10 protein-coding genes are annotated in these 12,536 nt (G+C 47.0%); all 10 read left to right on the forward strand.

Going from position 1 to position 12,536, the window contains the following annotated elements; genetic code table 11:
• Positions 1 to 443: 443 nt before the first annotated feature.
• The 10 genes from scpB (at position 444) to ACFFJH_RS07365 (ending at position 12,514) form a co-directional block, all read left to right on the forward strand.
• Positions 444 to 1,466 carry an SMC-Scp complex subunit ScpB gene (scpB, locus tag ACFFJH_RS07320; protein WP_390211338.1) on the forward strand — a complete coding sequence of 341 codons (1,023 nt, stop codon included), beginning with the start codon at positions 444 to 446 and terminating at the stop codon, positions 1,464 to 1,466.
• Complete coding sequence (locus ACFFJH_RS07325) at positions 1,453 to 3,279, forward strand: pseudouridine synthase (protein ID WP_390211341.1); 1,827 nt, start codon at positions 1,453 to 1,455, stop codon at positions 3,277 to 3,279. The genes scpB and ACFFJH_RS07325 overlap by 14 nt, the downstream gene beginning before the upstream one ends.
• A gap of 275 nt (positions 3,280 to 3,554) precedes the next feature.
• Positions 3,555 to 4,043, forward strand: a complete 489-nt coding sequence (rimP, locus tag ACFFJH_RS07330; protein WP_390211343.1) for a ribosome maturation factor RimP — start codon at positions 3,555 to 3,557, stop codon at positions 4,041 to 4,043.
• A complete protein-coding gene (gene nusA, locus ACFFJH_RS07335) occupies positions 4,040 to 5,599 on the forward strand; it encodes a transcription termination factor NusA (protein ID WP_390211344.1) in 1,560 nt (519 codons plus the stop codon). The genes rimP and nusA overlap by 4 nt, the downstream gene beginning before the upstream one ends.
• 85 nt (positions 5,600 to 5,684) lie before the next feature.
• Positions 5,685 to 8,543 (forward strand): translation initiation factor IF-2, encoded by a 2,859-nt coding sequence (gene infB, locus ACFFJH_RS07340; RefSeq protein WP_390211346.1) that lies wholly within the window; start codon positions 5,685 to 5,687, stop codon positions 8,541 to 8,543.
• A gap of 131 nt (positions 8,544 to 8,674) precedes the next feature.
• Positions 8,675 to 9,103: a 30S ribosome-binding factor RbfA gene (gene rbfA, locus ACFFJH_RS07345; protein ID WP_390211347.1), complete on the forward strand. Its 429-nt coding sequence runs from the start codon at positions 8,675 to 8,677 to the stop codon at positions 9,101 to 9,103.
• Between the two features lie 106 nt (positions 9,104 to 9,209).
• Positions 9,210 to 10,166 (forward strand): tRNA pseudouridine(55) synthase TruB, encoded by a 957-nt coding sequence (gene truB, locus ACFFJH_RS07350; protein ID WP_390211348.1) that lies wholly within the window; start codon positions 9,210 to 9,212, stop codon positions 10,164 to 10,166.
• Between the two features lie 70 nt (positions 10,167 to 10,236).
• Positions 10,237 to 10,773, forward strand: a complete 537-nt coding sequence (locus ACFFJH_RS07355; protein ID WP_390211350.1) for a DUF924 family protein — start codon at positions 10,237 to 10,239, stop codon at positions 10,771 to 10,773.
• 31 nt (positions 10,774 to 10,804) lie between these two features.
• Complete coding sequence (locus tag ACFFJH_RS07360; protein WP_390211351.1) at positions 10,805 to 11,260, forward strand: cupin domain-containing protein; 456 nt, start codon at positions 10,805 to 10,807, stop codon at positions 11,258 to 11,260.
• 159 nt (positions 11,261 to 11,419) lie between these two features.
• Positions 11,420 to 12,514 (forward strand): acyltransferase family protein, encoded by a 1,095-nt coding sequence (locus tag ACFFJH_RS07365; RefSeq protein ID WP_390211352.1) that lies wholly within the window; start codon positions 11,420 to 11,422, stop codon positions 12,512 to 12,514.
• Positions 12,515 to 12,536: the final 22 nt, after the last annotated feature.

Below are 12,536 nucleotides of genomic sequence, written 5' to 3' on the forward strand. Positions count from 1 at the left end.
CCTTGCAATAGATCGCTACATTTGAATATTCAGGTGTGGCCTACTGTGAGGCTTATGTGGCGGGATTTATCCCCAGAGGCGGAGTGTATGTCTCTTATTAAGGGTGCGTGCCCCCGCAACCAGAATTACAAGAATAAAGCCACGTTTCATCGTGGCTTTTTCGTTAGGCTGACGAATTTTTTTGATTGGTTTGCGTTTAGAGTGTGTTTCTAGACTACAATCTCGCATCTACTAAATTGATCGACTGTTTTAACTGACTCGTTAGTGATTCGCGAATTAGCGATCCGTATGCAAGTTGGCTGCAGACTGATCCACCAGGCGCACATCGAAGATTCGTGCTGCGCAATGTCCTACAAGACGAGACTGGTTGGGATAAAGATTGTCCCGAGTGCTTCACTGAATACTTCTTAAGATCAACACAACCTGTTAGCTAAAGAGTTTGCATGAATACTGCAGATGCCAAGCGTGTACTCGAAACCGCATTGTTATGCGCACATGAGCCGCTGACCATTAATACAATGAAAAAATTGTTTGTCGACAGTAGTGATCAGGAAGATCTGGTCGGTGCCGATACGATTAAATTAATGCTGGAAGATGTGCGCCAAGATTGGTCGGATAAAGGAATTATGTTGGTTTCTTTATCGACGGGATGGCGCTTTCAAAGTCGCCCGGAAATGCGCGCGTTCATAGATCGTTTGAATCCTGAAAAGCCGCCCAAGTATTCACGTGCGACTTTGGAAACTCTAGCTATTATTGCTTATCGCCAGCCTGTGACACGCGGTGATATTGAGGAAATACGCGGTGTTGCGGTGGCTTCTCAGATGGTTAAGACACTAGAAGATCGTGGCTGGATAGAAACGATAGGTCATCGTGAAGTGCCGGGGCGGCCCGCCTTGTTTGCGACCACGAAGCAATTTTTAAGTGATCTTGGTTTGGCGTCGCTTGATCAATTGCCACCTTTGCAGCAGATTGGCCAAGAAGAAGCGAATGATGAGCTTCCCTCAAAAGATGATTCGCCCGAATTGAATATGTTTGATGGAATTGAGGCCTTGGTTGAGGTTGCTGATGCATCGGCTGTGAATGTAGATACGGCGAGTGATCTGCCTTCCTCAGCGATTAGTGATGGTGTTGACTTGAAAGTTGATGCTTCTGAAGAAAACGCGGCAGCTATCGTGCCTGAAAATGATGTAGTTGAAATAGTTGAAAATGAAATTGAAGTAAGTGCGCAACTGGGTGTCGAAATTGTTGGTGACATAGTTGACGACATGAGTGCGCAAGAAGTACTGAGTGATGTTGTAGAGGTAGTCCCCGCAGCAGATGCTCTCGAAAATGAAGCAGCCAGTGATGTGATCTTGGATGATGTTGCAATGATGGCTGATACGAATATAGATGAAGCAGTCGAGGCAACTACAGATGCTGAAGCTCTAACACCTTTCAAACCAGAATCAGATAATGAACACAAATAATTCAGACGATACTTCCAATCAGCAAAATCCTGGTGCTGAAACAGATGCACCGCGCCCTCGTGCAAAACGGGTTGCGCGTCCCAAAGTAGCGAAGACCGATGATGTCTCTGCTACGACTGCAAATATTGCGACTGAGGATGTGCCAGTTGCTAAGGCGCCACGTGTTCCGCGTAAGCCGAGATTAAAGCTGGAAGTTGTAACAGAAGTAGTCACTCAAGTGCCAGTTGTCGCTGAACAGTCAGAGTCTATTGTTAAGGCGTCACGTCAAGCGCGTCCACTGCGTCAACCACGTGCGCCACGTCAAATTGAGTCGCGCGAGATTAGTGCGGAGCAGCAAGCTGCGCCTCAGTTGGAATCTATCAATCGATCAGAGAGTCAAGTAGGTGTGGAAGATAGTGCTGAGCGCCCACGTCGTTCGCACGGTGATAGAAATAATTCGCGAAATGCAAAATCGCGTGATGGTCAGCAGCATAATCGTCAACAAGCAAAAAACGCTCAAGGCACACAAAATCGCCACGGCGATCAACGTAATTCAAGCAATCAAAATCGTCAGGGGCAGAAAAAGCATCGTGGTACAGCAGCTAATGCAGATGATGTGTTTTCGTTTGTTACGTCGGATGCCTATGATGCGGCAGACGATGGTAAATATGCACGTAACGATAAAAATAAAAAGCCACGTCGTGATTTAACAGCCGATGATGATGCGCCAAAACTGCATAAAGTCTTGGCGGAGGCTGGTTTGGGTTCGCGCCGTGATATGGAAGAGTTAATTATTGCGGGGCGTGTTTCGGTCAATGGTGAGCCAGCGCACATTGGACAACGCATTTTGCCGCAAGATCAAGTTCGTATTAATGGTAAATTGATACAGCGTAAAGTCACTAAAAAGCCACCTCGCGTCTTGATTTACCACAAGCCAGCAGGTGAAATCGTCAGTACCAGCGATCCTGAAGGTCGCGCCTCGGTATTTGATAGCTTGCCTCAAATGAAGGTCGGTAAATGGTTAGCGGTTGGTCGTCTTGATTACAATACTGAAGGTTTGTTGTTATTCACAACTTCTGGCGATCTGGCGAATCGTTTGATGCATCCGCGTTATGGTATTGAACGTGAGTATGCCGTGCGTACTTTGGGGGATTTGGAAGAGGGTATGCGTCAAAAATTGTTGGCTGGCGTCGAGCTGGAGGACGGTATGGCGCAATTTTCCAAAATCTCAGATGGTGGCGGTGAAGGTGTGAATAAGTGGTATCGCGTTATCATTGGTGAAGGCCGTAATCGTGAAGTTCGTCGTATGTTTGAGGCAGTCGGTTTGACGGTGTCGCGTTTGATTCGTACTCGTTATGGTGTGATGACTTTGCCTTCTAGTTTGAAGCGCGGTCGTTGGGACGAGTTGGGCGAAGATGCGGTGCGTAGTCTGCTTAAAGTCAGTGGTTTGGAGAAAACTGCTGGTGAAAGGTCCGAAAAACCTGTGGGTAAGCCAAATGGTAATTGGGTGCCGGGTGGTAAGGTGCCGCGCAATGTGAATCCATTTGATGCACCAGTGCAAAGAAGTTACGAGCCTACGGTGCGTGGGGGCTTTGCAAGTACGCAAAATGCTCGTCCGGCGCGTGTTGGTTATGCTGGTGCGCAAGCGAATGGCGCTGGGCAAGGTGCTAAGTCGGGTAATAAAAATGCTAAGTCACGTAGTCGTCAGCCAGATCCTTTGCAAACAGCTTTAGGCTTCCCTACGCGTGATCAGAATCGTCGCGGGCCGACCGTTCGTGGCAGTGGTCCCGCAATAGGTCAGGCGATTGCTGCTCGCCGTCGCCGTGGTAGTTGATAAATCATGCCTGTAGGTCGGTAGAAGATGTTATGTTGCTAGAGTTTTTCGCCGACTTCTCATTGCGATTGAGTAATTAATCGTTTATAATCTTGTAGTTAGCAGGTTTTTCCTTGAATTAATTTTTAGATGGTTTAAAAAGACATTCAAGGCGCTAAAGAGATGGGCTGGTGCCCATTTTTTTTTGGCGAATCGTTTTTGAGCGTGGATTTAAGACAATTAAACTTAAATTGATTTGCTACAAGATCGAAATCTGTGTTTATCGGAGAATTGTCTTGCAATTGTTGGAATTAATTGAAAAGACTGTCAATGGGACAGGCTATGATCTGGTCGATTTTGAGCGAGCAGAGCGTGGTTTGTTGCGAGTGTATATTGATCTTTTGCCAGAAGATGTTGAGGAAAAAGGTCATATTACGGTTGAAGATTGTGCGAAAGTCAGTCATCAATTGTCCCACGTATTGACTGTAGAAGAAGTAAATTATGAACGCTTGGAAATTTCTTCTCCGGGCTTAGATCGTCCTTTGAAGAAGTTTGCTGATTTTGTTCGTTTTGCTGGCGAGAAAGCCAATGTGAAATTGCGCTTACCTATGCCAGGCATGGCGAATCGTAAGAGCTTCGAAGGTATATTACACGAGCCAGAAGGGGAAACTCTGAAGCTTGAATTTGAAACGAAAGATGGCGCAGCGATGCTGGAGTTTACGCTCGCTGATTTAGACAAGGCACGTTTAGTGCCGCAAGTGGATTTTAGGAGTCGCAAAGCATGAGTCGCGAAGTTTTATTATTGGTTGATGTGCTGGCGCGTGAAAAAAACGTCGATGAAGACATCGTTTTTGGCGCATTAGAACATGCTTTGGCAACGGCTACCAAAAAGCGTTATGAAGGTGAAGTTGATATTCGTGTAGAGATTGACCGTGATACCGGTGAATATCGCACCTTCCGCCGTTGGCACGTAGTGGCTGACGAAGCAGGCTTGCAATTGCCTGATCAAGAAATTTTGCACTTCGAAGCGGTTGAGCAATACGCAGATATCGAAGTCGATGAATACATCGAAGAACCAGTCGAGTCAGTTGAACTGGGTCGTCGTTTTGCACAGGACACCAAGCAAATCGTTTTGCAACGTATCCGCGATGCAGAGCGCGAACAAATTTTGGCTGAGTTCTTGGAGCGTGGTGATTCCCTTGTGATGGGTACCATCAAACGTATGGAACGCGGCGAAGCGGTGGTGGAATCTGGTCGTATCGAGGCACGTTTACCACGCGATCAAATGATTCCGAAAGAAAACTTGCGTGTTGGTGATCGCGTTCGAGCTTACATCTTGCGTATTGATCGCAATGCACGTGGCCCACAAGTGATCTTGTCTCGGACTGCACCAGAATTCATCATGAAATTGTTTGAATTGGAAGTGCCTGAAATCGAGCAAGGTTCTTTGGTTATTAAATCGGCAGCACGTGATCCAGGCGTGCGCGCTAAGATTGCCGTGCACACAGATGACAAACGTATTGATCCTATCGGTACTTGCGTTGGTATGCGTGGCTCACGCGTACAAGCGGTTACTGGTGAACTTGGTGGCGAACGTGTTGACATCGTTTTGTGGTCTGATGATCCAGCCCAATTCGTAATCGGTGCATTAGCACCTGCGAATGTTTCTTCCATCATGGTAGATGAAGAAAAACACGCAATGGACGTGGTCGTTGATGATGAGAACTTGGCGATCGCGATTGGCCGTAGTGGTCAAAACGTGCGCTTGGCAGCAGAATTAACTGGCTGGCAAATTAATATCATGACAGCAGAGCAATCTGCGGATAAAGCAGAGCAAGAATCTGCGGGTATCCGTGCTCTGTTCATGGAAAAACTCGACGTGGATCAAGAAGTCGCAGACATCTTGGTAGACGAAGGCTTCTCTAGCTTAGAAGAAATCGCTTATGTTCCAATTAGCGAAATGCTAGAAATCGACGCCTTAGACGAAGATACAGTGAATGAATTGCGTAATCGCGCACGTGATGCACTTGTAACGGAAGCGATTGCTTCTGAAGAAGGTGTGGAAGGTGTCGAAGACGCATTGATTAATCTGGAAGGTATGAGCCGTGCAACAGCAGGTAAATTGGGCTTGGCTGGTATTAAGACCCTCGCTGCTTTCGGTGGCTTAGCTTACGATGAATTTGGCGCTATTTTGGCACTGTCTACCGACCGTGCGCGCCAATTAATTGATAATGCATTTGAAGATGTGACTGATGATGAGATGAAACTCATCGACGCTAAATATGATGAACATGCTAAAGCCTTATTGGAAAAAGCATGGAAACTCGTTGAAGCAAAATAATCACGAGTGAACAACATAATTGAAGCGTGGATTTAACTTTTATTTAAGCGTTAAATCACAGCACAAAACAAGGAAAGAGGACTGAATGGCGAGTAATAATGTAGCTCAATTTGCCACCGAGCTGAAGATGTCAGCGGATTTACTGCTCACGCAATTGAATGCCGCAGGCGTTACAAAAGCGTCTGCGTCCGATATCTTGTCTAAAGAAGATAAAGACAAGTTGTTGGAACATTTACGTCGTTCTCACGGCGTGGCTCCTGATGCCGAAAAGAAAAAAATAACCTTGACTCGTAAGGAAACTACCGAGATTAAGCAAGCAGACGCGACCGGTAAAACGCGCACTGTACAAGTGGAAGTGCGTAAAAAACGTACTTTCGTAAAACGTGATGAAAATTCTCCTGAAGAGAATGTGAAGCCAGTTACTCCAGCTATTGATCCTATCGAAGTTGCTCGTCGCGAGGCTGAGGCACGAGCTGAAGCAGAATTAGCAGCACGCCGTGAAGCAGAATTGCAAGAAAAGCAAGCGCAGCTGGCTAAACTTGAAGCTGAAAAAGAAGCAGAAGCGAAGGCGGCTCGTGAAGCAGAAGCAGCTGCGAAGGCGAAGGCAGACGCGGAAAAGGCAAAGCAAGCTGAAGAAAAGCGTGCGAAAGCGAACAAGACGGCAGCAGCAGAAGTTTCCGCCGCCGATGAGGAGGCAAAACGCATAGCCGCCGACGAAGCGAAGAAAAAAGCCGCAGCTGAAGCTAAAGAAGCGGCGAAGGAAGCCGCTGCACGCGCAGCAAGTGCGGAAAGTGCACGTAAGAAGGTGGCTGACGAAGTTGCGCAGATCAAAGAAATGATGTTGGCCGCTCGTAAGCCAAAGCAAGTTGAAGCGCCAGTTGCTGCACCAAGCAAGGTTGCGGAAGGGACTTTGCATAAGCCAGCTGACAAAAAGCCTAGTGAGAAAAAAGCGGCTGACAAGAAAGAGGCAAAGCCAGCAACAGCGGCACCGACTGATAAGAAAGCGATCAAGTCGGCGAATGTTTCTTCGACTTGGCAAGAAGATGCTGCTAAGAAGCGCAGTGGAGGCTTGAAAACACGTGGCGCGGCGCCTGTTGGTCGTGAAGGTTGGAAGAGCGGTCCTAAAGGTCGTCGCAATAATCATCACGAAGAGCGCGAAACTAATTTCCAAGTACCAGTTGAAGCTGTCATCAAAGACGTGTATGTGCCAGAAACTTTAACGGTGGCTGAATTAGCACATAAGATGTCTGTAAAAGCGTCTGAAGTGATTAAGCATTTGATGAAACTCGGTCAAATGTGCACGATTAATCAGGTTCTTGATCAAGAAACAGCAATGATTCTGGTTGAGGAAATGGGTCATAAAGCATTTGCAGCGAAGATCGATGATCCGGAAGCAATGTTGACCGATGTGGCAGAACATGCTGATTATGAAGCATCTCCACGTGCACCAGTCGTCACAGTGATGGGCCACGTTGATCACGGTAAAACATCCTTGCTCGATTATATTCGCCGTGCAAAAGTGGCTTCCGGTGAAGCGGGTGGCATTACTCAGCACATCGGTGCTTACCACGTTGAAACTCCACGCGGCATGATTACCTTCCTCGATACACCAGGTCACGAAGCGTTTACAGCAATGCGTGCGCGTGGTGCGAAGGCAACTGACATTGTTATTCTGGTAGTCGCAGCTGACGACGGCGTGATGCCACAAACTAAAGAAGCGATTGCTCATGCAAAAGCAGCTGGTGTGCCGCTAGTTGTTGCGATCAATAAGATTGATAAACCTGCTGCTAACCCAGACCGCGTGACCCAAGAGTTAGTCGCGGAAAGTGTGGTACCAGAGGAATATGGTGGTGATTCCCCATTCGTTCCAGTATCCGCAAAAACTGGTCAAGGTATTGATTCCTTGTTGGAACACGTCTTGTTGCAAGCTGAAGTGTTGGAATTGAAAGCACCGATTGATGCGCCAGCTAAAGGCTTAGTGGTTGAAGCCCGTTTGGATAAAGGTCGTGGCACTGTGGCGACCATCTTGGTTCAATCTGGTACTTTGAAGCGTGGTGATGTGGTATTGGCGGGTTCCTCCTTTGGTCGTGTTCGTGCGATGTTGGATGAGAATGGTAAGAACATTAATGAAGCCGGCCCATCGATTCCAGTCGAGATTCAAGGTTTGACAGAAGTGCCAGCCGCGGGTGAAGAAGTAATGGTCATGGTTGACGAACGCAAAGCACGTGAAATCGCTTTGTTCCGTCAAGGTAAATTCCGTGACGTTAAACTGGCGAAGCAGCAAGCAGCGAAGCTCGAGAACATGTTCGAAAACATGGGCGAAGGCGAACTCAAAAACTTGCCTATCATCGTCAAAACGGACGTGCAAGGTTCGCAAGAAGCTTTGGTTCAATCTTTGGTCAAATTGTCCAACAACGAAGTTCGCGTTCAAGTGGTTCATGCGGCGGTCGGTGGTATCTCAGAATCCGACGTCAACTTGGCGGTGGCATCGAAAGCGGTCATCATTGGCTTTAACACACGTGCAGATGCATCCGCACGTAAGTTGGCTGAAACCAATGGCGTGGATATTCGCTACTACAACATCATTTACGATGCAGTAGATGAAGTGAAGGCAGCTTTGTCCGGCATGTTGGCACCAGAAAAACGCGAAACAGTGATCGGTATGGTCGAGATTCGTCAGGTATTTACGGTCTCCAAAGTTGGTTCTATCGCGGGTTGCTTGGTCACCGAGGGTATGGTCAAACGTACGTCTTCCGTCCGCTTGTTACGCAACAATGTTGTGACATGGACAGGCGAACTCGATTCGCTCAAGCGTTACAAAGACGATGCAAAAGAAGTTCGTGCAGGTATGGAGTGCGGTCTCTCACTCAAAGCTTACAACGACATTCAGGTTGGAGATTTCCTCGAAGTCTTCGAAATCCAAGAAATTGCTCGTACTCTGTAATGAGGTAAAAAAGAGGAAGCGCGAGCTTCCTCTTTCATTTTGAAGGTGGCGAAAATATTCGTTTTCTGCTGCCGAACTTAAAGCCTCGATCAAACGGGGCGATGATGTAAGTAGAAGGTTTTGTTTTTCATATGGCTAAAAATAGTAAATCCATCCCAGCTCGCGGCTTGCGCGTTGCGGATCAAATTCAACGCGATCTGTCTGAAATCATTTGGGCCGAACTCAAAGATCCGCGTGTTGGCATGATTACACTCACAGAAGTGCAGCTGACACCTGATTACGCTCATGCAAAAGTGTATTTCACAACTCTGGCAGACGATTCAGCAGCAATCAAATTAACACAAGAAGGTCTGAACAAAGCCGCTGGTTTTTTGCGTAATCAACTTGGTTTGAAATTGCGTATTCACACTTTGCCGCAACTACACTTTGTTCACGACACCTCGACCATGCGCGGCATGGCGATGTCGAAGTTGATCGATGAAGCCAATGCGACGCGTGCTAAAGATAGTGACGTCGAAGAAGCTGATCATCGCGACAATAAAGAAAAGAGCGAAGATTAATTTCTTTGTTTGGTTGGGAAATTGAAAGACGCAGAGAGCATAGCCAAATACTCTGCGTCTTTTGCTTTTGTGCTCCGATATTTGTTTTGAGTTTGAAGAATAACGAATGAATCAAGTCATCAAGAAAAAAACACGTCTTCCGATCAACGGCGTACTGCTATTGGATAAACCTGTCGGTTGGTCAAGCAATGATGCTTTAATTAAAGCAAAACGCTTATTGAATGCGATTAAAGCAGGGCATACAGGCACCCTTGATCCGTTCGCGACCGGTTTATTGCCTTTGTGTTTTGGCGAGGCGACAAAGTTTTCTGCCGACTTACTTGATGCCGATAAGACGTATCAAACCGTGGTGCACCTCGGGCAGCGTACCAATACGGGCGATACCGAAGGCGAAGTCATCGAGCAGAGGGACGTGAATGTCAGCGAAGAGCAGATTCAACAAGTGCTGGCCCAGTTTCGTGGCGATATCATGCAAGTGCCGCCCATGTATTCAGCTTTAAAACGCGACGGAAAGGCTTTGTACGAATATGCGCGCGAAGGCATCACCTTAGAACGCGAAGCGCGCCCCGTAACAATTCACATGCTCGAATTCGTCAAATATGAAGCGCCATTTTTGACCTTAAATGTGCGTTGCAGTAAAGGCACCTATATTCGTGTACTCGGCGAAGACATCGGCACGGCCTTGGGTTGTGGAGCACATTTAAACGCCTTGCGTCGTACCCATGTAGGGCATTTGGTTTTAGAAAACACCGTTACGCTCGATCAGTTGATCGCTATGGAAGAAGCGCAACGTCTTGATCTATTGGCTCCGGTTGACGCTTTGTTGTCAAGTTTTCCGGAAGTCTTGTTGAATGCAGATCTCGCTAAGCGTTTCCTGCAAGGGCAGCGTATCTCTCTCGATAAAGAGCAAGTCGTATACCCTCAACAAATGGGGCGGGTACGGGTATATAAAATTGAGCCTGATAAGGATTCCCGATATTTATTAGGTTCTGCTCAACTGCAAGAATTCGGCGTGCTGGCACCTGAGCGTTTGATTTCCACCGTGGACCAAGCTGCGACATAATTTCTAGCGATGCTTTGATGCGGAAAACCTTAGACCTAGAATCTACCAGTTCATTATTGAGAGGCCGACGATGTTTCAAGAAATTATCCACTTTTGGTTCGAAGAAATAGATAGCAAACAATGGTGGCGTGTTGATCCGGAATTCGATCAACTCATTCAAAGTCGCTTTCATGGCCTGATGTTGCAGGCGGCTGCTGGTGAACTCTATCAATGGCGTACCGATGATCATGGCCGATTAGCGGAGATCATCGTCTTAGATCAGTTCTCACGCAATGTGTATCGCCATACGCCAAAGGCATTTGCGCAAGATGCGATGGCGCTTGTCTTGGCGCAAGAAGCGATTCGAGTTCAGGCAGATCAAGGTTTGACGCCTATCGAAAAAAACTTTTTGTATATGCCTTTCATGCATAGCGAATCTCGCGTTATTCACGCCTATGCCGAGAAGCTGTTTCATGAAAATGCACCGCAAGCCAATTATGAGTTTGAGTTAAAGCACAAAGCGATCATCGATCGATTTGGTCGCTACCCACACCGCAATGCTATTTTGGGGCGTGAATCGACAGCAGAAGAAATTGAGTTTCTGAAAGAAGATGGCTCGAGTTTTTAAACGTGGTCCGAGAAAATGGTAGGAGAACGCTATGCAAGCTTTTACACTTAAGCAGTACCTCGTCGCCGGCGCCCTCATTGCGCTTGGTAGTGCGGGCACATTACTGGCACAAGTTTTGAGTGATTCACCGCAGCGTCAAGAAAAACAAAGAGTGGAACTACAAGGCCCGAACGGCATTCCTACAGGCATGGAAGTCATCTCTTCAGTCGCTGAATACAAACCAGGCGAAGGCATTGATTTGCACCTACATCACGGGATCGAAGCATTGTATGTCGTGCAGGGCGCGCAAATTCAAATGCCAGGCAAAGATCCACAAATGCTGCCTACGGGAGCAAGTTTAATGAATTTGCGTATGGTGCAGCATGGTGGTTTTAAAGTTGTTGGTGACAGTTCTTTGAAATTGTTCACTGTCCACATTGTCGATAAGAGTAAGCCGCTTTATGATAAGTCAGGCACTGGCGCTCCTGCTACGCCAGAGGCGAAGTAGCATCGCTGAATAGCGGCGCGTCTATCGCTTATTTAGAACTCACTTTAGTGCTTGGTTTGTAAAGGTGATTTGTGTAGGATGCGATTTTGCATTTAAATATTCATTCGCATGCCTGTTCTTTATACTCTGAACCCCAGCAGCAACTTCTCAAGCCCTTCCATGCAACGTAATTTTGGTATCGACCTATTGCGTGGGTTCTCCATTTTATTCGTTGTTGTTCATCACCTCGCAATGACATTTCGCTTACCTCTACAACCAAGTTGGGTAGGCGATTTCCTGAGTAAGCGCATCATCAATGGCATTAGCTTTAACGGCTATGAATCTGTATTTTTGTTTTTTGTTTTATCAGGCTTTTTGATTACGCAACGCTGCCTGCAGACGTATGGTGAACTCAACGCGATTGATTGGCGTGAATTTTATCGTCAACGCTTTAGTCGCATTTTCCCGCTACTGGCCTTATTGTTGACTTTGCTTAGCGTATTGCATTTGATGGGTGTTGATGGCTATGTCGTGCATGAGAAAGGTCAAACTTTAAGCCGTGCTTTATTGTCTGCGCTCGGTTTGCATTTGAATTGGTATGAGGGACAAACAACGTGGTTACCCGCGGCGTGGGATGTCTTGTGGTCATTGTCGATTGAAGAAGTGTTTTACCTCGCGTTTCCTTTGCTGTGTTTGGCTCTCCCACGAAAATACTTAGTGTTGGTATTGTTGGTGTTGGCATTTTCTTTGCCATGGACACGTGATGCCATTGTTGGTAATGAAATCTGGCAAGAGAAAGCCTATCTTCCTGGCATGTCAGCAATCGCCTTCGGCGTGCTGACAGCTTTGCTCGCACAAGTCTGGAAAACCAGCGAAGCATTTGCCCGCTCGATTGCCATCTTGGGCGGGATAGGCTTGGTAGCGATTTATTTCTTTGGTAGCGAAGTATGGAAAGTGATACATGGGTACAGCATGTTGATATTGTGTTTGTCGGCATGTCTATTGGTGTTCGCCGCCCAGCGAATTGTGCTGCAACCGCGTTGGGGCTGGCAATGGTTGGCGAACATGGGGCGTCTAAGCTATGAGATCTACTTGAGCCATATGTTCGTGGTCTTGTCTGTCTGCACGGCGTATCGCGCTTACTTTGGTGAGAACATGCGCTGGACTTTTGCTGTCTATGTACCAGTAGTGCTGGCATGTTTGTATTTAGGCGCGGCTTTAGAGCGTTGGATAAGTACACCTGCGATGCGATATGTGCGTGCTGCCGGCAAATAGAGAATCATTTCAATTGTTTTGA

This window comes from Affinundibacterium danionis (assembly GCF_042432465.1).
Lineage (GTDB): Bacteria > Pseudomonadota > Gammaproteobacteria > Burkholderiales > Burkholderiaceae_D > Undibacterium > Undibacterium danionis.